Genomic DNA, 20,571 nt, shown 5'->3' with positions numbered 1-20,571 from the left:
GGCTTTTGAGGTTGGGGCAGAAATTTCTGCCTCAACCTCTTTTGTTTAGAAGTTTTAATTGTAAAGTCGCCTTTTACAAAACGCATACTGAATCAAAAAGAAATCACAATTAAGCCTAAATATTGGACGAGTAGTCTAATACATGTAGAAGGGATTGGACAACTTCATAAAACGAACTAATAATCGTAATTTTTGTTTTTGTTAAAACGTTTAACGTCAAAAAATGAACAAATATGATATTGACGTAAATAATGTTCGTTGTTATCCTTAATACAACCTTTAAATGGGTTACCAATTTGGGTAATGATAATTAGGAACAGATAGCTAAGGAGTACTAGGGGACATGTTTAAAAAGCTTGTTGCGGGTGCTGCAGTTACGATTGCAGCCTCAACATTAGTTACAGCATTGCCAGCGGCATCAGTTAACGCTGCTGACAAAAAGGTTGATTTGAAGGAATTGAATGTACAATTCGTTCCATCATCACAAGCTGACACAATTCAAGCCAAGGCAAAGCCATTGGAGAAGTTGTTGAAGGCACAATTGGGTATTCCAGTTCACGTAACAATCTCAACTGACTACAACACAGTCGTTGAGGCAATGGGTTCAAAGAAGGTTGACATGGGCTTCTTGCCACCTGACCCATATGTACAAGCTCACAAGCAATACGGTGCAAAGGTTATCTTGCAATCACAACGCTACGGCATTAACGACAAGAAGGGGGACGGTTCAAACACCGACAAGCTTGTTGATTACTACCGTGCCGAAGTACTTGTTAAGAAGGACTCAAAGATTAAGTCTGTTAAGGATTTGAAGGGTAAGAAGATTGCCGTTCAAGACACGACGTCCGATGCTGGGTACATGTTCCCAGTTGTTGACTTGAAGAAGAAGGGTGTCAACGTCGTGAAGGACGCAAAGCTGGTGACAGTTAAGGGGCACGATCAAGGTGTGCTATCAGTAATGAACGGTGACACAGATGCAGCCTTCGTCTTTGATGACGCCCGTAACGTTGTTAAGAAGGATAACCCAGATGTCTTTAAGGATACGCGTGTTTTGACATACACAGCTAAGATTCCTAACGATACTATTGCCTTGCGTAAGGGTATTTCAAAGGCTGATACTAAGGCAATCCAAAACGCGATGATTAAGGTGTCAAAGACAACCGAAGGTAAGAAGGTTTTGAACGATGTATACAGCTGGGCTGGTGTTGCAAAGTCAAAGGATTCAAACTTTAACGTTGTCCGTAAGTACCAAAAGGCTGTTGAAGGTATCAACTAAGTCCAATTAAATAAAGCAGGTTGGTCACGCAAGATTTACGTTTAGCGATGACTACTAGCGATGAAAAATGAAGAACGAGTTTCCTGGTGGTGTGTTTTACCGGTGAAGCTCGTTCTTAGTACATATTTTTTAAAACGATTAAGCAAGTTGATTAGTTGTTAAGTAAAACGATCAGGGGAATGAATATGGCAAGCCAAACTGGCACAATCCAAGTAAAAGATGTTTCAAAAGTTTACCCAAATGGGACGGTGGGACTCGATCACATTAACTTAGATATTACTTCAGGTGAATTCGTGGTGATTGTCGGCCTGTCGGGGGCTGGTAAAAGTACCTTGTTGCGGGCAATCAATCGTTTGCACGATGTCACAGCGGGTGAAATTTTATTGGATGGTGCAGATATTACCAAAGCCAAGGGTAGCCAACTGCGAGTGTTGCGTCGTAATATTGCCATGATTTTCCAAAATTTTAATTTGGTGAAGCGCGCGTCGGTGGCCCGAAACGTTTTGGCTGGTCGCGTGGGATACTACTCGACGTTTAAGAGTACGTTCGGTTTGTTTTCAAAAGCTGATAAGGAGAAGGCTGCTGAAAACTTGAATAAAGTGAATATGCTTGATAAATACTATACACGAGCTGATGAATTGTCAGGTGGGCAACAACAACGTGTGGCAATTGCACGCGCGATGATGCAATCACCAACGGTTGTTTTGGCTGATGAACCGATTGCGTCGTTGGATCCGAAAACGACCAAGATGGTCATGGATGACTTGCAACACCTAAACCGAGATCTCGGGATGACGGTGGTGGTTAACTTGCACAGTGTGCCACTGGCGATGGCGTATGCGACCCGGATTGTGGGATTGCGTGCGGGGAAGTTGGTTTATGATAAGCCGATTGCTGAAGTTAATGAACACGATTTTGACGGTATTTATGCTGAAGCTGGAGATAAGGAGTAGTCATGGAATCATTATTACCAGAGCGTCAGTTTAGTCAAAAATGGCATATTAAAGGCTTACTGACAGTCGTGCTTGTCATCTTGATCCTATTTGGGTCAGGACAAATGACGGGTGTCTCGACAGATTTTAGTTGGGATCAATTTTGGCAAATCTTGATTAAGATGACGCAACCAGATTGGTCATACGTGTCAGCGATTGTGACACCAATCTTAGAAACGATTCAAATGGCCTTGGTTGGGACGTTGCTCGGTACTATTATTGCCGTACCATTTAGTTTGTTAGCAGCACGTAATATCATGAAAAATGCTGTGGCGCGTGGCGTCATTCGGTTCTTTTTGAACTTGGTGCGTGCATTACCTGATTTGCTCTTAGCGGCGTTGTTTGTGGCGATTGTTGGTATTGGGCCAATGGCCGGAGTTGGGGCCTTGACGGTGTTCAGTTTTGGCATGATTTCAAAGTTGTTCTATGAAGCGATTGAAACGATTGACGACGGGCCGATTGAAGCCTTGACTGCAGCTGGCGCAAACAGCATTCAAACGATTGTCTTCGCAGTTGTCCCTCAGGTGTTTAACCAATTTTTGAGTTACTTCCTGTACACGTTGGAAATCAACGTCCGTGCATCGACAGTCTTGGGTTATCTAGGTGCTGGTGGTGTGGGATTGTACTTGAGTCAAACGTTGTCGCTTTTCCGCTACGATCGGACGGCGATTGTTATTTTGGCAATCTTGGTCGTGGTCATTATCGTGGATGGTATTTCTAATCGATTACGGGAGGCGTTGGCATAATGCAATTAGTAAAACAAAGCCCCTGGCAAAGATTTCGGCCTTGGGTGATTACGGCAGTCGTGGTCTTGATCTTTGCCTGGGCCTTCTCGGGGATTCCATTGGCATCGGTTAAGCCACAAGCGTTGATTATTACGAAGGCTATTTTTCATGGCTTATTCCATCCGGATTGGTCATACGTTTATACGGGGGATGGCGAAGATTTGGTGACTGCATTGGTTGAAACGCTGGCCATCGCCTTTCTAGGAACGTTTATTTCGGCCATTTTATCAGTACCGTTTGCGTTTCTAGCTGCACGAACGAAGAAAGGCTTCTTCACACCACGGTCAACCTTGGGTAAGGTAATTTTGACAATTGTCCGTGTCTTCCCTGAAATTGTGTTGGCCATTATGTTCATCAAGGCGGTTGGCCCTGGTGCGTATGCAGGTGTCTTGGCAGTATCGATTCACTCGATTGGTATGCTGGGAAAGCTATTCTCAGAAGCGGTTGAAAACATTGATCGTGGACCAAATGAAGCGATTGTCGCAGCCGGTGGTTCAGCGCTCGATGGGTTAACGTTAGCAACTTTGCCAGCGGTTATGCCAGAGTTTATGAATTACACGTTATACCGTTTTGAAATTGCGGTCCGTTCAGCAGCTATCTTAGGTATGGTTGGTGCCGGTGGAATTGGAGCGCCTTTGATTTTTGCATTGCAAACACGTCAGTGGCCAAAGGTGGGGATCATTCTACTTGGGATTATTATCATGGTGACGGTGATTGATTTCTTGTCAGGTCAACTCCGTAAAAAGTTGGTTTAACAGCCAAAGTAGCTTAGAATATAACATAGTAAAAATGCGTGAAAACAGGCTGCTGAATTTAATTTGGCAGCCTGTTGTACATAAAGTAGACTGGGGATATAAGAGATGCGAGTATCAATCATTTCGACGTCTGATGTGCATGGTTATGTGCGAGCGGATGATTTTCGTCGACCATTATTAAATGACGGACTGGGCTTAACACGTGCGGCAACGGTTATTGCAGCGCTACAAGAACGGGCGTCACATGGCGAAGCGGTTGTAACGATTGAAAATGGGGACTTTATTCAAGGTTCCCCACTAACGAATTACGTGGAAAAACAAGCGCCAGAGGCTGCGGGTATTTATCAACAATTGGCTGATGCAGTTGGGTATGATGTCCGCGTCTTCGGGAATCACGAGTTTAATTACGGTCGCGATTATTTAGAGCGGGTGATGGCGGATACGCCACAACTCTTGAATGCGAATGTCCTTGATGCAGAAACACACCAACCGTTTATTGGTAAGCCGTACGCTGTTTTTGAACGGGCGGGCGTTAAAATTGGTGTGATTGGGTTGTTAACCAAATATGTGGCCAAGTGGGAACAGGCTGATAATATTCGAGGATTATTATTTGCCGATCCGGTTGAAGTGGCCCAAAACTATATCGCTGAGTTACGCCCTCAAGTTGATGTGTTGGTGATTGCTTATCACGGTGGTTTTGCGGAAGATTTGCAAACTGGTGAGCCACTAGAACGCCTGACCTCTGAAAACCAAGGGTATCAATTGTTGCACTTGCCAGGTGTTGATGCACTTGTCACAGGTCACCAACACCGAATGATTGCCGAAGTTGCGGATGGTGTACCGACGACACAACCGGGTTACCGGGCGGATAACGTGGGGCTAATCACCCTTGATCTAGATGAGCAACAGACAGTTGTTGGTCGGGAAGCGAGTCTTATCAAGACAGCGGACGCCGCAGAACGGGCAGATATCGTGGCGCTAATTGAACCACTGCAAAGCCAAACGAATCAATGGCTTGATACGGCAGTTGGTACGGTTGGTGACAACATGCGCATTACCGACCATTTTGCGGCGCGTCTCCACAGTCACCCGTTTATTGAATTGGTTAACCGTGTCCAAATGGACGCAACGCAGACGACTATCGCCAATACGGCATTGTTTAATGATGAAGTACGCGGTTTGGCGAATGATGTCACGTTACGTGATATTATGACTAACTATATTTATCCGAATACATTAGTTGTAGAAGCACTGACAGGGCAAGATATTAAGGATGCACTGGAGGTAAACGGGCGTTACTTTACAGTGGCAGCCGATGGTACGTTGACGGTTAATCCGCTGTTTATTGAGCCGAAAGTCCAGCACTACAACTATGATATTTGGAGTGGTATTGATTATACGTTTGATTTTAGTCGACCAGCAGGCGATCGAGTTACGGCAGTATCGTACCAAGGGCAACCCTTGGATATGGCAGCAACGTATGAGGTGGCAATGAATAACTACCGTGCCGGTGGGGCGGGTAATTTTACGATGTTTAGTACGGATAAGATTGTGCGTGAAGTGCAGTTAGAGACAGCTGAATTGATTGGTGACTACATTATGGCCCACCCTGAAATTCATATTGCCCAACCAACGAATATCACGGCGGTTGGCTTTCAAAATTAAGTAAAAAGGAACTGTTGTGTGGCATGCGCAACAGTTTTTTTAGTTAATTTTGGTACGTTAAACGTTTTACCGGACGGATTATCGAGGTTAACCGTTTTACAAAGGCCTTACTTTTGATACACTTAGTTTGTTAAGTTATTTTACATAAGTAAGAACCCCTCAAGGAGAAGTAGCACATGCTATTGTTGATGAACATCCTCGGAATCTTTGTATTTCTAGGGGTGGCATATTTATTTTCACGTGATCGTAAGAACATCAAGTGGCGTTCAGTTGGTGTCATCTTGATTATCCAATTAATTTTGGCTTGGTTCTTTACGAGTTTTTCAATTGGCCGAGATGCTGTGTTAGCCGCAGCGAATGGGTTTGAATGGTTAACCAGTGCGGCCTTTGACGGGATTGCCTTTGCGTTGCCTGATTGGGTCAAGCCTGCATCAGGAACGATGAATTTTGTGACGTCAGCCGTTTTGCCAATTTTGGTGATTATCCCAATGTTTGATATTTTGACATACATTGGTGTATTGCCATGGTTGGTTAAGTGGGTCGGCCGAGGTTTGTCATTTTTGACGGGACAACCTAAGTTTGAATCATTTTTCTCAGTTGAAATGATGTTCTTGGGCACGACTGAAGTGCTGGCCGTTTCTAAGTTGCAACTGCAACAAATGGACGCTAAGCGTAATTTGACGGTTGCCATGATGTCGATGAGTACGGTAACGGCCGCCATCGTTGGGTCATACGTTGGGATGATGCCTGGTCAATTCGTATTGACGGCGATTCCGTTGAACATCTTGAGCGCTATCATGATGACGACAATCTTAAATCCAACGCAAGTCGCCGAAGCTGATGATACAATCGCGGTATTGGATCACGATGAAACGACTGAGGATGGTAAGGTTAAGCGCCAACCATTCTTTGCGTTCTTGGGTGATTCAATCCAAGGTGCCGGTTTGGTGGCGGTTATTATCGTGGCGACGGTAATTGCCTTTGTTGGTTTGGCTTCTTTGATCGACAACTTGTTGTCATTGACGACGTTGTCATGGCTATCATTGGAGAATATCTTCGGTGTCATTATGTTCCCATTTGCTTGGTTGCTCGGCTTTAACGTCGATGATGCCTTCCGTATTGCCCAATACATGGGAACGAAGTTGGTGACGAACGAATTTGTGGTGATGGGAGAAGTCTCAAAGCAAGTTGCTCACCACTCAGGTATGTTTGCGTCAGCTCACGCGCGCGCTGTCTTGACAGTGTTTGTCACGAGTTTCGCCAACTTTGGAACATTGGGGATGATTATCGGTTCATACAAGAGCTTGGTTAATCGTGAAAAGGCCGAACTAATTGCAGCTAACGTGCCATTGATTTTGGTATCAGGTATCCTGGTATCATTGATGTCAGCGGCGATGGTTGGATTGTTCAGCTGGTAAACAAATTTAAAGTGTAAAAAATGAGCGTCACTGCATTTGCGGTGACGCTCATTTTTGTGTTGGTGTCGTGCTACCGCACGAGCAACAGGAGTGGGTTGTATCCTGCGCCTTTGTTCAAAAACTCGGCAACCGAATGGCGCGGACGCCATTCAGCGGGGCAAATAATTCCCCCTAAGCCTTCAAGGTCTGTATGGGCTTTTCTGAATAGCGCCGGCCATGCGGCATGTTGCCGATTTTTGAACGCTCCGGATACAACCCACTCCTGTTGCAGCACCTGAGATATTCTAGGGGAGTATTGACGGTCATCCATATTACCAATCAAAAAAACACCGCGCGATGCGGTGTTTTTTCGTTAAGCCTATTAAATATCGTCGTCGAAACGGTTTGGGGTGATGTCCTTGCGACTGTCATCCTTAAACTCGTATTCGTGGTGAGTTGGGGCATCGGGCATAACAACGGCCGCAATGATGTACAAAATACCCATTGGGAAAAAGCCGGTGAATACAACCAAGGCCGCAAAGATAATGCGCACAAGTGTTGCATCAAAGTTGAAATAGTCAGCGACGCCACCAAGGACCCCGCTAAAGACTTTGTCGTTTGACTTCGTTAGTTTCTTACTTGCCATAATGAAAACCTTCTTTCTATATGAACCCAAAGTGAATTGTTAAAGGGGGTAGCAAAATGCTTTACACAACCCCCTGCGTTCCCTATACTTAGAGTATATTATATGAGTTATAGTATTGTAAAGGAAGATGAACCATGGCGATGCAATTATCTAGTGATCTGATGGATGGACTAGTCTTGTCGTTGCTGTCATCGGAAGATTTATATGGCTACGCGTTGACGAAACAAGTTCAGGAACGCTTTTCAGTTTCGGAGTCGACGATGTATCCAGTGTTACGACGCTTAAAAGCAAAAGGCTGGGTGACAACTTATGATGAACCTTTTGAAGGACGCAACCGACGCTACTACAAAATATCAGACGATGGCCGCGCTGAAATGACGCGTGTGCAAGAAGAATGGCGGGTATTTAGTCACAATGTGAACGACTTAATGATGCCGGCAGAAGGGGAAAAGGTTGATGGAAAATAACATTTACTTCACGCAACTGAAGGGCCACTTGGTTGGTTTGACTGATGAAGAACGCGAAGATGTGTTGGATTTTTATCGTGAATATGCGTCAGACGCAGGTTTGACCGGCGAAACGCTGATTCGAGAATTTGGCACGCCTAAGCAATTGGCACGCCGCGTATTAGTAGATTACTCAATTCGCTACGATGATGTGGCGGATCAAGATGCACCGGAAGAGAATGAAACACCAGTTCATCATTTCCGTGAACGAATCGGGCGACAATTCAACTTATTGTGGGTTGTGTTGGTTGGTTTGGTAACCTCCGTTGTGTGGATTCCAGCAATGATTCTGATTTTGTTGGGCTTGTTTATTGTCATTGTGATTGCCGTATTTTTGATTATGTTGCTATTGGTATTCCTAGCAACTGGTTTGTTCCAGGTTGTTGGGGCGGTTGCCATCATTGGGGCAAGCTGGCAAACGGCTTTGTACCAAGGTGGTATTGGGCTGATTTTAATTGGTCTCCAATTTATTGCTTGGCCAATTGGCTTTGCCATTGTCCGCGTAATCTTTGGTGGCCTAATGAACTTTGTTAAGTATATTGGCCGTAAGTTCTCACGTAAGCAAGAAGGAGGCACGAAGCATGCCTAAGATGATGCGTTGGATACTGACGGGACTAGTGATTGCGGCTGTCGGTGTCGTTTTGATGTTTGTTGGCTTGTCAAACGATGGTCAAAATAGCTTGAACTGGCGTGATGGGCATTTTGTGGTGCCGCAAGTAAAAACTGTTAATCAACAAGTGAAGGCGTTTAAGTCGGTCAATATTAACACTGAGGATATTGACGTACGGTTAGTGACGAATAACGATGATACGTATGCGGTGAAGTCGAGTGTGCGTGATGCAGCCCGGTTACATATTTCGGTGCGGCATAACACACTATATGTTAAGTACAATACGGAAAATGATAATGGTGTGGGCGTTGGCTTTGGCGAAAAGAAGCCGGAACACATTACCATCAGCGTACCGCAAAATAAGCCGTTTGATAAATTTAAGCAAACGTCAGTCGGGTCAGACATTGTGTTAAAGGATTTGACGGCTAAGACAGTTAAAATTAGTGCCACTGCAGGTGATATTACGTTAAATAATTTGACTACCCCAGATATGACGGTGGCTAACCGTGATGGTAGTGTGCACTTAACGGATGCCGTCCTTAAGCAATCAACGATTAGCATGAGCGATTCTGATTTGACGGTGCAAAATGGTGAATTGGGTAAGTTGTTGTTATCTGGTACTGATAGTGATGTGCATTTGAATCATACGGCACTTAATGCAAGTGTAATGCAAGTGAACGATGGTGATGTGACGACGACTGCGAGCCGGTATACGGGAGTGAATACATTTACCTTACGTGATGGTGACTTTAAGGCCGCACAAGCCCAATTCGGTGGGTTGCAATTGCAAACAACTGATGGTGATGTGATGGTTAAGGGAACCAAGTATGCTGGTCAATTTAGCGAAAATGAAACGGCACCAGATCGCTTGAGTATTATTGCGACAGATGGTGATATTCACGTCAATTAAGCCAGGGTAAAGAAGGCGTTGCGTGTATAGGCGCACCGCTTTTTTTCTGGTATTGTAATAGCGATAAGTTTAAAAATAAGGAGCAAGACATGCTTGATTTGTTGAAGTCCTTGGTGATTGGTATTGTGGAAGGATTAACTGAATTCTTGCCAGTATCATCAACCGGACACATTATTATTGCGGAGTCATTCATGAACATCCCAGGCGGGGCCGTATGGACTAAGAGTTTCACGGCGATGTTTGATTACGCGATTCAATTAGGGGCAATTTTTGCGGTTATTCAACTTTACTTCAAAAAGTTGAACCCTTTTTCACCATCAAAGTCATCTTTGGAAAAGCGTCAAACATGGACGCTTTGGTTTAAGGTGATTGTTGGTGTCTTGCCGGCCGTGATTGCAGGATTGGCCTTGAACGATTACATGGATGCCCACTGGCTAAATGCTTGGGTTGTGGCAGCGATGTTGATTGTTTATGGTGTGCTATTCATTGTCGTGGAGCGTTACTTGGCAAACAAGAATGCGATTTTGACGGATTTGAATGCCATGTCATACAAGATGGCTTTGTTCATTGGGTTGTTCCAAGTGCTATCAATCGTACCAGGAACGTCACGTTCAGGATCAACTATTTTGGGCGCGCTAATTTTGGGAGCGTCACGTTTTGTTGCTGCTGAATTCTCATTCTTCATGAGTATCCCAGTGATGTTTGGGGTAACCATTTTGAAGGTGGGTAAGTACTTGCTAGGTGGTGGTGGCTTTACAGGTGCCCAAACTGGCGTTATGGTTGTCGGCTTTATTGTTTCATGGATTGTGGCTTACTTTGCCATTAAGGTCATGATGAATTACATTAAAAATAATGACTTTAAGGTCTTTGGATACTACCGTATTGTTGTTGGTATCGTAGTCCTTGCCTTGGGCGCTGCCGGCATGTTGCACATGCACTAAAAGCGCTATAAACCGTTAACAGACTTGTTAGCGGTTTTATTTTAATTTACAATTAGGTTTAACTTAATAAATTGGAGGGGTATTATGGTGGTGCGATGTACTTGGGTAGCGAATTACGGTGAAGATGACTTAATGACGGCGTATCATGATCACGAATGGGGGCGTCCGACCCATGGTGACCAGCGGTTATTTGAATTGTTGAGTTTGGAAACGTATCAGGCGGGACTCAGTTGGCAGACAGTTTTGCATAAGCGGGCGGCTTTTCGCATAGCGTTTGCCCAATATGATATTGACCAGGTCGCGCAAATGACGGCGACAGATATCGACAGGCTCTTGCAAAATACTGACATTATTCGACACCGACAAAAATTGACAGCGACTATTGCGAATGCGCAAGGTATCCAACGTATTCAGCATGATTATGGTTCTTTTGACGCCTGGCTATGGTCATTTGTGCAGCGAACACCGATTGATAATCGTGTGATTGATTATACGCAAATGCCTAGTTCAACCGACTTATCAAAAAGTGTGTCTAAAGCCATGAAGGCCTATGGGTTTAAATTCGTCGGTCCTGTCACGGTGTATGCGTTCATGCAGGCTACTGGTTTGATTAATGATCACGAGTTGACGTGTGAGTGGCATGGTTAAGCATAAAAGGTCGCCAATCACCCAGTTGAATGGGATGATCGGCGACCTTTTAAATGTGTTTTTTTATTATCGGGCAAGTGAGTCTTGCTGACGACTTCTTAAGTGTTGCTTGATTTGTCGGACAATAACTTCGGCTAAAACAAACCCCACTGCTAGTGCAACTGCAATCGTGACCGTTGTGATGACGCCGGCTTGTGCATTGGCGTAATGGCCTAGCGAGAAATTTTTCATCGCGAGGTAGATAGTACCGCCGGGCACCAGGGATACTAAGCTGGGGATGTAAATCATATTAACGGGTACCCGCTTGCGAATCGCAAACCAGTTACCAAGGAGTCCGATGATGATGGCGGCGGTCATGTTCGCGAGAAAGACATTTGCGTGTAAGTGTTGGACGAAGATGTAACAAGTCCAAGCGGTGCCACCTGTTAAACCAGCTGTTGGTAAGGCGCGACGGGGGATGTTTGTGATGATGCCAAAGCCAACCGTCGATGCGAAACTAATGATGAATTGGATTAAATATGTCATGATGCGCCCCCCCTTAAATCATGCCACATAAGTGCAGAAGTGTGGTTGCTAAGACCACGCCCCCGCCGATAGCGGCCGCGATTAAGAGCGCATCAAGGGCCCGGACCGTTCCTGATATCATATGGCCGGCCATAATTTCACGCATTGAATTCGTCAATGCGACGCCGGGCACTAAGGGCATAACGGCACTGACAATCATGTTTTCAGCATGGTGGCCAACCCCGCTAGCGACCAGGCCCCACGCCAATAAAGCAATCACAAAGCCTCCGGCGACTTCTTTTGCGTAGGGGGTGGCCGTGGCTTTGCGGCCGACGAGTTGCGCAGTTAAGTAACCGGCGATGCCAATGAAAAAGGCCAAGCCTAAATCTGACCAATCGGCAATAAATACCAGCATGGGCGCGACGGACACGAGCCCAGCACCCAAAATTTTAGTCGGCCAGTTGAAATCAATCACGTGCTGATCGATGGCGGCGACACGCGTTACAATATCATCAAATGACACCTGTCCCGCCGAAAATTCACGGGAGAGTTGATTGATGTCATCAACCTTTTGTAGGTTGAATGCGCCAAGTTTTGTTTTGGTTAATTGTGTTTCAGGTTGGTTCGTTAATGATACGAAAACAGCCGTTAATGTGACGTAGCATGAAATTGCAACGCCGGCTGTTCGTCCGATGATCTCCACGGTTTCTTCGATGCGTGGTGTTTCAGCGCCACTTTCTAGTAAGATGCGCCCGATACGGGCACACACGTCTAACACGGCGTGCTCATGCGATGTTGTCATAATGAAAATCCCCAATGCTTCCCCTTTGTATCCTTTGATTTTACCGGATAATTGGGCAAAACAAAACCGCCTACGTTGGTTAGGCGTAGGCGGTTTCGGAGTCAGTCCGAGGACGACTCTTTTTCCCAAAACACGTTGGTTAGGCGTGTTATAACAATGGTTGGTTAGACCATCACACTGGGTAATTCTTAAGGAGTAGGTTGTAGGTTGGTTAGACCTACAATTGCTGAGTTGGTTAAGCTCAGCGATATGAGTAAGTTGCTGTCTCTAATGTTAACAAGTTATCCTTATCAACACTATTAATCATAACGTGACTAGCTTAATAAAACAATAAATATCACTCACTTTTTTCCGTTTTTTCGGATAATAGACTTACCAAATGTTTGAATAACGGCCAATTTATCGTTTTGCGAGGGGAATAACTCCTCCAAGGTTGCGGTGACGATGGTACCGATTAGTGCGGCTAGTGCAATAAAGTTAATCCAAAGCAACAGGATAATGGCCGAACTTAAAGCTTGGTAGAATGTATAAGCCTGTGAGGCTAAACTGACATACCAACCGAAAATTTTTGTTAACCAGATGACGATTGCCACTTGAACGATTGTCCCGACGAGGGCCCATTGCAAGCGGGGCTTTTTAACCGGCAAAACCCAGTTGAAAAGCGACGCACCAATGAACAAACCGCCGATGACCACTGGTGATTTGGCGGATTCGATTTGTTGCACAAGATTAGCGCTGATGGGTAAAGCTTCAAGAATGTTAGAGCCAACTGAAGCAATGATCAGTAGAATACCCATAATCCCTAACACAAGGATCATCCAAGCCATTGAAATGAAGCGATCGATAATGGCAATTGTTTTAGGTTGTACCCCGTAAATACCGTTTTGCGCTGTGCGGATTGATGCGACGACTCGCGATAACGACCACAGAGTGATGATAATTGAAGCTGATAGCACGCCGACCCCTTTTTGACCGAGAATCGATTCGATAATAGGTCGGGCAAAGTCGTATACTGATGTCGGAACGGCCATTTGGACGTAGCTGAGGGCCGTTGAAATGGTTAAGCCAAAGTAGGGCAGGAGCGTTGCGATAATGATGATTGCCGGAAAAATCGATAGGAGACCGAAGTAGGCAATTGATGAACTGGCCGTCACGATATCAACACGCATTGAAACGTCAATGATAGTTTTAATGACGCGATTATTAAAAATCCGTTTGATGATTTCCGACATGGCAGCTCCTCCTTTTTGACGCAATACACCTATTTTAGCAAATAAAAACCGAGTCGGTAACCAACCGACTCGGTTTAGGTGTTGCAATTAAAGGCTAGTGTGCGATTGGTGTGGTGCCAGCGACCACACTGGCGTCCTCAACCACATTAGCGCGGTCACGCAAAGTAGCTTCGATTTCTTCAAGTGAGCGACCACGTGTTTCGAAGACGTAGCGCTTAACGAAGAATGATGCCAATGCACACATTACGGCGAAGACACCGAAGATAATTGGCATTGAGAAGTGCTGTAGCAACACTGGGAACATCAATGAAACAAGTAGGTTGGCGCCCCAGTTAACCAATGAAGAGAAACCAACCCCAACACCGCGAACGGCTAGTGGGAAGACTTCACCGATCATCGTCCACATGATTGGTCCCCAAGTAGCACAGAAGAAAATCAAGTAGAATGCCATCGCAACGATGGTGACGTATGACATGATGCCAGTTGCAGCGAAGTTTGTCAAAATGGCTAGGGCGACCAATGAAACGGCCATGCCGACACCACCGATTAACAACCATTCCTTACGACCACGGGTTTCCATGACGCGGACAGCCCAAGCGGTGATAATCACGTTAACAGTTCCAAGACCAACGGTTCCCATCAATGAGGCGCTATCGCCCATGCCAATGGCCTTAAAAATCGTTGGGGCGTAATACAACACGGTGTTGATTCCCATGAATTGTTGGAAGATAGCTAAACCAACCCCGATAACTAAAGCGGGACGGACGAACTTTGAGAAGAGTTCCTTGAAACCACCAAGTTCAACTTCATCAGCGTCCTTCATTTCTTGTAACTCAGCTTGTGCTTCAGCAGGCTCACGCAACATGTTCAAAACAGCCAAAGCCTCATCGAACTTCTTGATACGACCAAGGTAACGAGGTGATTCTGGTAGGAAGACACCACCGATAAACAAGATGGCTGAAGGAATGGCAGCAAAACCAAGCATCCAACGCCATGAAACGGTGTGGGCCATACCTGAGAAAGCGTAGTTGATGATGTAGGCCATTAAGATTCCTGACATGACCATTAATTGGTTCAGAGATGTTAGTGAGCCACGCATCTTAGCAGGGGCAACTTCAGCCAAGTACGTTGGTACCAGCGCTGATGCGCCACCAAATGCGATTCCAAGGACAACACGACTCAAAACCAAGGTGATAAATTCAGGTGAAAAGGCAGAGCCGAGTGATCCGATAAGGAAAATCAAGGCGGCGAACATGACCATCTTCTTACGACCAAATTTATCAGATAGAGGACCGATTGACATGGCCCCAATCATGGCACCAAGTAGAACAGAAGAAACAACCATTCCATCTTCAAGAGCGGTTAAATCAAGGGTCCGCTTGACGTATAAGATTGCTCCTGAGATAACACCGGTATCATAACCGAAAAGAAGTCCACCAAGGGCTCCAAAGAAATAAATCAAACGAGGTGAGATTTTACGCATAATTGCATACTCGCTTTCTATAAAATATTTGCATCTGTATCGTTATCGAATTCACAATTACTGAAAACGTTAACAACTCAATTAACATAGTTAACTATACACTTTATATACGTACTTGTTAATAGTGTTTGATAACATTTTCACAATAAAAGTGTGCGAATTACGCGCATGTTAAGGCCGGTATTGTGGAGCGATGCCAGTAAATTGTCTGATGGTCTCAAAGTTATTCTGGTTACGCAAAAAAGGTAGCGACGCGTCTGCATCGCTACCTTTTAGTAGTTAGTCTTTAGATATTAGCCGAAGCGTGATTCTGAAGCTTCCCATGAGTATGATCCGTCTTCAAGTTGCTTGTCGCCAAGTTCCTTGTAGTCGAAGTAGTCGAATTCAGCAGTTGTGTCGTAACCTGAGTAGTCGACAGCTGCCAAACCAACGTAAGCACCCGTGAAGAAGCCACCGTATGATTGGACAACGTAGTCATCTGACAAGACTGCGGCATCCAAGACAACGGGTACTTCAGTCCAGTCAGTACCGTTGAATGAGTACTCGTACGTGTATGATTCCTTGCGAACCTTCGTCTTGAACCAAACGTATTCAGTACCTTCAGGGATGACGATAGCGTCGTCCTTCAAGTATGACGTGTACGTACCGTTACGTTGACCACCCTTGTTCTCAGCAACTTCGATGACACTTTGACCGTCATCGTTCTTCGTGATGAAGATCCATGACCAGTGTGAGTGGTTGTAGTAGTTCGTCAAACCAGCCATTGATTGGTATGAGAATGGGTCGAACTTAACCTTCGTTTCAGCGTCGAAGTAGAATGCTTGCCAACGACGAGCAATCAATGACAAGTCGTGGTAGTTTACCAATGAACCGCGACCGATCAACTTCAATGAACCGTCACCAGTTGAACCGAATTCATCTGAGAATGGCACACGCAACGTGTTCCAGTTCATGTCCAACTTAGCGTCAGTAAACTCATCGTGTTGTGAGTGGTCAGCAGGTGCCTCTGTCAAGATAGCATCCTTAGGTGCCTCAACGAACGTTTGACCACCGTGACCACCAACAACGCGTGGCCAACCAGCTTCATCCCATTCAACCTTTTGGATTGAAGTCTCACGTCCCAAAGTTGACCAGCCACGTGGGTCAGTTGATGACTCAGTGTCGTGGTTCCATGGACGAGCAGTCAATGAAGCGTAGTACCATTCACCACCTGGTGTGTCAACCAAGGCACCGTGTCCTTGCTTTTGCAAGTATGAGTATGGTGTGTCAAAGTTCGTCAAGAATGGACCATCTGGCTCAACCACGAATGACTTCTCATCCAAGCTCTTTGAACGAGCAACGACTTCTTGGTGAGTGAAGACAGTTCCACCTTCAGCAGCGAATAGGTAGTATTCACCGTTGATTTGGTACAAGTGAGGACCTTCAACCAACTTAACGTCAGTACCTTCGAAAATCGTACGAGCTGTTTCTGGCTTCAACTTCATTGTGTCAGTGTCAAATTCAGTCAACGTAATACCATCAAATGGGTGGTGGTATTCACGGTGATCCCAAGTTTGTTGTACCAAGTACTTACGACCGTCTTGATCGTGGAACAATGAGGCGTCAAAACCAACACCGTTAACACGGATTGGTGCTGACCAAGGGCCTTCGATGTTCTCGGCAGTCGTCAAGTAGTTTGTCATGTCCTTGAAGGCACCGTCAGTAATCTTAACGTCAGTGTAGATCAACCAGAACTTACCATCAGCGTATGACAAGTCAGGGGCCCAAATACCACCTGATGAAGGGTTACCCTTCATGTCCAACAATTCAACCGTATCAAGAACGTTTGTTACCAAGTTCCAGTGAACCATGTCCTTTGAGGCGTGAATGCGAACACCAGGGAACCATTCGAAAGTTGACGTTGCAATGTAGTACGTGTCTTCAACACGGATGATTGATGGATCTGAGTTGAATCCAGGCAATACAGGGTTTTGAATTTGCATTGTGAGATGCTCCTTATGTGAAATTAGTTTGTATGTGTCCCGATTAGTTGTGAGAGATCGGGTATAGTTAGTGGTGTTATTGTGGGGGCATGTTCAAGATTAAACAGACCTTTGAAAACGTTACCATTAACTCTGTACGTTAAATATAACATGGTTAGTTGATTAGTGCAACTAACTATTTGAATTATAATTCACAAACTTTTGGTGCACAAAAAAAGACCGGCAGCAGGCTACCGATCTTTCTAATTATGATTACTTGTTGTTACGACGGTTTTCGATTTCGTGGTTCATCTCAGCGACCTTGTCATCCGTCAAAGGATACTTGGCGATGATGATACCAGCGACGATTGCCATGATAATTGGCAACCAAACCATTGACCATTGTACACCCATCAAAGCAGTGGCTGATTGGACCTTCTTAGTACCATCAAAACCAGTAGCGGCGTTGATGTAACCAGGAATGATACCACCCAAAGCTAAACCAAGCTTGAAGAACAAGCCCATGATAGCGTTGATAATACCAGCAACACGCTTCTTTGACGTGTACTCACCGTATGAGACAACTTCTGGAACCAATGACCACATGAAGCCAGTGGCTGAAGTCAATCCCCATTGTTGTAGGAAACGACCAACGTAACCCAAAGCAATTGTGTCTGGCGTCTTAGTCCAGATCCACAAAACAAGTGAACCAGCTGAGAACATTGCCAAGAATAGGTAGAAGAAGCCCTTCTTACCAACCTTCGAACGAATCAAAGGCCACAAAGCAACCAAGAAGATACCAGGAATTGAACCAATCAATGAGATTGAACCGTTCCATTCTGAGTGACCAATGTTGTATTGCAAGAAGAATGGCCAAGCAGTTGAACCAAAGAAGTTAAATGTGAAACCAACCAGGAAGAACAATCCCAAGATTTGCAAAGGCTTGTTGCGCTTGAACTCGGCAAACAAATCTGAGTACTTAACTTGTTCTTGGTTCTTTTCTGGCAAGACACGTTCCTTCGTCTTTGAGTAAGTGATCATCAAAGCGATGAAACCAATCACCATGTAAACGGCGTAGACCTTAAACCAGGCACCGGCTGATTGAGGTGAAGCATAGTTACCCAAGTTCAAGTGAATACCGAACATTCCGATATCCTTAGATTCGCGACCAACTGACGTAGCCAATTGCACGAATAGTGGGAACAATGTGTAAACCATCAAGTTAGCGACGTTGGCCAAAGTCATACGAACCGTTGTCAACTTAGCGATTTCTTCGTTGTCACGCGTCAATGATGCGTTCAAGGCACCGTATGGAATGTTAACGAATGAGTAAATCATTGCCGTTGCCAAGTATGACAAGAAGGCGAATGGCAACTTAATTGCTGGGAACCATTGACCGAATGGCAAGAACAGCATTGCGGCCAAGATAAATAGCGGAATACCGAAGTTACGAATGTAAGGGAGGTACTTACCACCCTTTGGGTCGCGACGGTCAACCGTAGCACCAACCCATGGATCCCAAACCACGTTAACCAAGCGGACAATCAAGAAGATTGTGGCACCAGTTGCGGCTGAGATACCGTTAACTGTTGAGAGATAAAATAGCAAGAAACCACCAACGGTACCGAACACAAGGTTCTGGGCAAAGTCACCCAAACCATATGCGACACGGTCCATTAATGAAAGCTTCGCAAACTCGTCGTTCTTTACGTTTGCATCCATAATGAATAACTCCTTAAAAGATATATGTGAGAGATGTTTTTAGAAGTTAAAACGTTATCATGTGTATCAAATAACGATATATAGAAAACGTTTTCATTTCTTTTACTCACTTATAATAACATGGTTAGTTCCGCCTGACAACTAACTGTTTGATAATTTATTCACATAGTCTTTGTAATTTGTACCGCATTTGGGATACAATAGAAGTTATTGTGACTGGGTTGGTTGATAATCGTGAATTAACTTGGATGAGATGGGCATGCTATGGCAATCTCTTGTACAATAATTAAGGATTGAAAATTTTAGAGAAGCACATGAAGTGCACAGTGAGAAAATAATTTACCTATATAAAGGAGAAAAGTATGGTTAACAAAGTTGATCAAGATGCCATGCGGGATGTTAACCGTAAATTGATGTTGCAAGCCCTCTTTAATGCGGAACAAACATCGCGTAGTGAAATCGCTGATCAAATTGCGTTACACAAATCGACGGTTACAACTATCTATCGTGACGTAGAGGACTTGGGTTATATTGAAGAGCTTGGTGAGGGAGCCGTTTCGAAAGCGGGTGGTCGCAAGCCTAAGCTAATTCGATTTAACCGTCAGTTTGGTTACATTGTATCGTTTGATTTGGGACGGCACCATTTGCGCTATTTAGTTGCGCGGATGACGGGCGAAACAATTGCTCGGGGCCAAATGACTGTGACAGGGATGGCTTACCGCGATATCAAGCGGGCAATGCTATCATATGTTGCGCAGTTGGGTGATATGCACACGGAACGTGGTTTGATTGGCGTGGGTGTGGCCATTCACGGTGTTGTAGAAGATAATTGTGTACGGTACACCCCATTCCACACAGATTTACTAGAACATGATTTGGCTACCGAATTGACTGAAGAACTGGATGTACCGGTATTTTTGGAAAACGAAGCTAATTTGGCGGCAGTCTACTTACGTGATTTTCACGATTATGACTCAGAAGAGACTTACCGCAACTTTGCGGTCGTGAACATCCATAACGGAATTGGTGCCGGAATTATTCAAAATGAACGCTTGTTCCGTGGTTTGCATGGTGAGGCGGGTGAAATTGGTCGTCAGGTGATTATTAACAATGATTATCTATCAGCTGGTAAATTTGATGCACCAATTCATATAGAAGATTTGTATGCCGAAGATGCGATGTTAAGTCGACTTGGCGTTCTAAAAGGACAGGATGAAATCACGCGTGATGATTTTCTTTCCTTATATATGGGTGGCGACTCGGATGCAATTGCACTGTTACAAGAGTGGGTGCATGCCATTAGCCGGACGGTTTATAATCTAGCCCAATATGCTGCACCAGAAGCGATCTTCGTTCATTCACGTTTTATTGCGGGGACACCACAGTTGTTGGATCTGTTGCTGCAAACGTATCATGAGATACTGCCAGAATCGGACACACCGCTATTCTTTGCTAAGAATTCAGTTAATAAAGCGACCTTGGCGGGTGGTGTCGCAATTGTCACGCGCCACTTGCTTGATATGATGGGTTATGAGTTGAAGTTTACGATGACCGAGGAAGATCAAGCGGATGCCAATTGGTTGTAAAAGCTTGTAAAAAGTGCACAATCAAACTTATGAAAGCGCATGCAAAAATTAGAAAAATTATCATAAAAGACGTCTAGAAGCTTATTTCTAGGCGTTTTTTGTTTCTGTGTGACGCAATTGAGAAGAAAATCACATGAAAAGGGTTGCATT

General features: G+C 44.8%; 19 protein-coding genes. 12 read left to right on the top strand and 7 right to left on the bottom strand.

The window, feature by feature from the left end; translation table 11 throughout:
• The first annotated feature begins 343 nt into the window (after positions 1-343).
• The 6 genes from WEIDD23_RS10615 to WEIDD23_RS10590 all read left to right on the top strand — a co-directional run bounded on the left by WEIDD23_RS10615 (position 344) and on the right by WEIDD23_RS10590 (position 6,891).
• Positions 344-1,276: a phosphate/phosphite/phosphonate ABC transporter substrate-binding protein gene (locus WEIDD23_RS10615; RefSeq protein WP_010373964.1), complete on the top strand. Its 933-nt coding sequence runs from the start codon at positions 344-346 to the stop codon at positions 1,274-1,276.
• A 185-nt stretch (positions 1,277-1,461) separates the two neighbouring features.
• Entirely contained in the window at positions 1,462-2,229 is a 768-nt protein-coding gene (gene phnC / locus WEIDD23_RS10610) for a phosphonate ABC transporter ATP-binding protein (protein WP_010373962.1), read from the top strand.
• Positions 2,230-2,231: 2 nt separating this feature from the next.
• Positions 2,232-3,014 (top strand): phosphonate ABC transporter, permease protein PhnE, encoded by a 783-nt coding sequence (gene phnE / locus WEIDD23_RS10605; RefSeq protein WP_010373960.1) that lies wholly within the window; start codon positions 2,232-2,234, stop codon positions 3,012-3,014.
• A complete protein-coding gene (gene phnE / locus WEIDD23_RS10600; protein ID WP_010373958.1) occupies positions 3,014-3,808 on the top strand; it encodes a phosphonate ABC transporter, permease protein PhnE in 795 nt (264 codons plus the stop codon). The genes phnE (WEIDD23_RS10605) and phnE (WEIDD23_RS10600) overlap by 1 nt, the downstream gene beginning before the upstream one ends.
• 105 nt (positions 3,809-3,913) lie before the next feature.
• A complete protein-coding gene (locus WEIDD23_RS10595) occupies positions 3,914-5,473 on the top strand; it encodes a bifunctional metallophosphatase/5'-nucleotidase (RefSeq protein WP_010373956.1) in 1,560 nt (519 codons plus the stop codon).
• Positions 5,474-5,649: 176 nt separating this feature from the next.
• Entirely contained in the window at positions 5,650-6,891 is a 1,242-nt protein-coding gene (locus WEIDD23_RS10590) for a NupC/NupG family nucleoside CNT transporter (RefSeq protein ID WP_010373954.1), read from the top strand.
• Between the two features lie 361 nt (positions 6,892-7,252).
• Here the strand turns inward: WEIDD23_RS10590 and WEIDD23_RS10585 are convergent, their stop codons facing one another.
• Positions 7,253-7,516 carry a PspC domain-containing protein gene (locus WEIDD23_RS10585; protein ID WP_010373952.1) on the bottom strand — a complete coding sequence of 88 codons (264 nt, stop codon included), beginning with the start codon at positions 7,514-7,516 and terminating at the stop codon, positions 7,253-7,255.
• A gap of 134 nt (positions 7,517-7,650) precedes the next feature.
• On the opposite strand from WEIDD23_RS10585, the gene WEIDD23_RS10580 reads away from it, so the two are divergent.
• From WEIDD23_RS10580 to WEIDD23_RS10560, 5 genes are all read left to right on the top strand, one after another.
• On the top strand, positions 7,651-7,983 hold the full coding sequence (locus tag WEIDD23_RS10580) for a PadR family transcriptional regulator (RefSeq protein ID WP_010373950.1): 333 nt from the start codon (positions 7,651-7,653) through the stop codon (positions 7,981-7,983).
• Positions 7,973-8,611 (top strand): DUF1700 domain-containing protein, encoded by a 639-nt coding sequence (locus tag WEIDD23_RS10575; protein WP_010373948.1) that lies wholly within the window; start codon positions 7,973-7,975, stop codon positions 8,609-8,611. The genes WEIDD23_RS10580 and WEIDD23_RS10575 overlap by 11 nt, the downstream gene beginning before the upstream one ends.
• On the top strand, positions 8,604-9,542 hold the full coding sequence (locus WEIDD23_RS10570) for a DUF4097 family beta strand repeat-containing protein (protein WP_010373947.1): 939 nt from the start codon (positions 8,604-8,606) through the stop codon (positions 9,540-9,542). The genes WEIDD23_RS10575 and WEIDD23_RS10570 overlap by 8 nt, the downstream gene beginning before the upstream one ends.
• An 89-nt stretch (positions 9,543-9,631) precedes the next feature.
• On the top strand, positions 9,632-10,483 hold the full coding sequence (locus WEIDD23_RS10565) for an undecaprenyl-diphosphate phosphatase (protein WP_010373945.1): 852 nt from the start codon (positions 9,632-9,634) through the stop codon (positions 10,481-10,483).
• An 84-nt stretch (positions 10,484-10,567) separates the two neighbouring features.
• Positions 10,568-11,131 carry a DNA-3-methyladenine glycosylase I gene (locus tag WEIDD23_RS10560; protein WP_010373943.1) on the top strand — a complete coding sequence of 188 codons (564 nt, stop codon included), beginning with the start codon at positions 10,568-10,570 and terminating at the stop codon, positions 11,129-11,131.
• Positions 11,132-11,197: 66 nt separating this feature from the next.
• Here the strand turns inward: WEIDD23_RS10560 and WEIDD23_RS10555 are convergent, their stop codons facing one another.
• The 6 genes from WEIDD23_RS10555 to WEIDD23_RS10530 all read right to left on the bottom strand — a co-directional run bounded on the left by WEIDD23_RS10555 (position 11,198) and on the right by WEIDD23_RS10530 (position 18,835).
• Entirely contained in the window at positions 11,198-11,656 is a 459-nt protein-coding gene (locus WEIDD23_RS10555; RefSeq protein ID WP_010373941.1) for a threonine/serine exporter family protein, read from the bottom strand.
• Between the two features lie 13 nt (positions 11,657-11,669).
• Positions 11,670-12,437: a threonine/serine exporter family protein gene (locus WEIDD23_RS10550; RefSeq protein ID WP_010373939.1), complete on the bottom strand. Its 768-nt coding sequence runs from the start codon at positions 12,435-12,437 to the stop codon at positions 11,670-11,672.
• A 341-nt stretch (positions 12,438-12,778) separates the two neighbouring features.
• Positions 12,779-13,669 (bottom strand): YihY/virulence factor BrkB family protein, encoded by an 891-nt coding sequence (locus WEIDD23_RS10545; RefSeq protein ID WP_062358977.1) that lies wholly within the window; start codon positions 13,667-13,669, stop codon positions 12,779-12,781.
• Between the two features lie 94 nt (positions 13,670-13,763).
• Positions 13,764-15,152: a sugar porter family MFS transporter gene (locus WEIDD23_RS10540; protein ID WP_062358976.1), complete on the bottom strand. Its 1,389-nt coding sequence runs from the start codon at positions 15,150-15,152 to the stop codon at positions 13,764-13,766.
• Between the two features lie 293 nt (positions 15,153-15,445).
• The gene (locus tag WEIDD23_RS10535; RefSeq protein ID WP_010373933.1) at positions 15,446-17,134 is read right to left on the bottom strand and encodes a glycoside hydrolase family 43 protein; all 1,689 of its coding nucleotides are present in this window, start codon (positions 17,132-17,134) and stop codon (positions 15,446-15,448) included.
• A gap of 252 nt (positions 17,135-17,386) precedes the next feature.
• Positions 17,387-18,835: an MFS transporter gene (locus WEIDD23_RS10530; protein ID WP_062358975.1), complete on the bottom strand. Its 1,449-nt coding sequence runs from the start codon at positions 18,833-18,835 to the stop codon at positions 17,387-17,389.
• Between the two features lie 362 nt (positions 18,836-19,197).
• Here WEIDD23_RS10530 and WEIDD23_RS10525 point away from each other — a divergent pair, with 362 nt between their 5' ends.
• Complete coding sequence (locus tag WEIDD23_RS10525; protein WP_010373929.1) at positions 19,198-20,421, top strand: ROK family protein; 1,224 nt, start codon at positions 19,198-19,200, stop codon at positions 20,419-20,421.
• Positions 20,422-20,571: the final 150 nt, after the last annotated feature.

The sequence above is a fragment of the Weissella sp. DD23 genome (genome assembly GCF_001579105.1).
Lineage (GTDB): Bacteria > Bacillota > Bacilli > Lactobacillales > Lactobacillaceae > Weissella > Weissella cibaria.
This window is presented reverse-complemented; position numbering and strand designations above follow the sequence as displayed.

Bases quoted from the DNA above. Each gene is read 5' to 3' on its own strand.
- WEIDD23_RS10550 (WP_010373939.1), bottom strand. From the start codon at position 12,437: ATGACAACATCGCATGAGCACGCCGTGTTAGACGTGTGTGCCCGTATC.
- WEIDD23_RS10560 (WP_010373943.1), top strand. From the start codon at position 10,568: ATGGTGGTGCGATGTACTTGGGTAGCGAATTACGGTGAAGATGACTTA.
- WEIDD23_RS10530 (WP_062358975.1), bottom strand. From the start codon at position 18,835: ATGGATGCAAACGTAAAGAACGACGAGTTTGCGAAGCTTTCATTAATG.
- WEIDD23_RS10580 (WP_010373950.1), top strand. From the start codon at position 7,651: ATGGCGATGCAATTATCTAGTGATCTGATGGATGGACTAGTCTTGTCG.
- WEIDD23_RS10575 (WP_010373948.1), top strand. From the start codon at position 7,973: ATGGAAAATAACATTTACTTCACGCAACTGAAGGGCCACTTGGTTGGT.
- WEIDD23_RS10540 (WP_062358976.1), bottom strand. From the start codon at position 15,152: ATGCGTAAAATCTCACCTCGTTTGATTTATTTCTTTGGAGCCCTTGGT.
- WEIDD23_RS10585 (WP_010373952.1), bottom strand. From the start codon at position 7,516: ATGGCAAGTAAGAAACTAACGAAGTCAAACGACAAAGTCTTTAGCGGG.
- WEIDD23_RS10595 (WP_010373956.1), top strand. From the start codon at position 3,914: ATGCGAGTATCAATCATTTCGACGTCTGATGTGCATGGTTATGTGCGA.
- phnE (WP_010373958.1), top strand. From the start codon at position 3,014: ATGCAATTAGTAAAACAAAGCCCCTGGCAAAGATTTCGGCCTTGGGTG.
- WEIDD23_RS10590 (WP_010373954.1), top strand. From the start codon at position 5,650: ATGCTATTGTTGATGAACATCCTCGGAATCTTTGTATTTCTAGGGGTG.
- WEIDD23_RS10525 (WP_010373929.1), top strand. From the start codon at position 19,198: ATGGTTAACAAAGTTGATCAAGATGCCATGCGGGATGTTAACCGTAAA.
- WEIDD23_RS10545 (WP_062358977.1), bottom strand. From the start codon at position 13,669: ATGTCGGAAATCATCAAACGGATTTTTAATAATCGCGTCATTAAAACT.
- WEIDD23_RS10615 (WP_010373964.1), top strand. From the start codon at position 344: ATGTTTAAAAAGCTTGTTGCGGGTGCTGCAGTTACGATTGCAGCCTCA.
- phnC (WP_010373962.1), top strand. From the start codon at position 1,462: ATGGCAAGCCAAACTGGCACAATCCAAGTAAAAGATGTTTCAAAAGTT.
- WEIDD23_RS10565 (WP_010373945.1), top strand. From the start codon at position 9,632: ATGCTTGATTTGTTGAAGTCCTTGGTGATTGGTATTGTGGAAGGATTA.
- phnE (WP_010373960.1), top strand. From the start codon at position 2,232: ATGGAATCATTATTACCAGAGCGTCAGTTTAGTCAAAAATGGCATATT.
- WEIDD23_RS10535 (WP_010373933.1), bottom strand. From the start codon at position 17,134: ATGCAAATTCAAAACCCTGTATTGCCTGGATTCAACTCAGATCCATCA.
- WEIDD23_RS10570 (WP_010373947.1), top strand. From the start codon at position 8,604: ATGCCTAAGATGATGCGTTGGATACTGACGGGACTAGTGATTGCGGCT.
- WEIDD23_RS10555 (WP_010373941.1), bottom strand. From the start codon at position 11,656: ATGACATATTTAATCCAATTCATCATTAGTTTCGCATCGACGGTTGGC.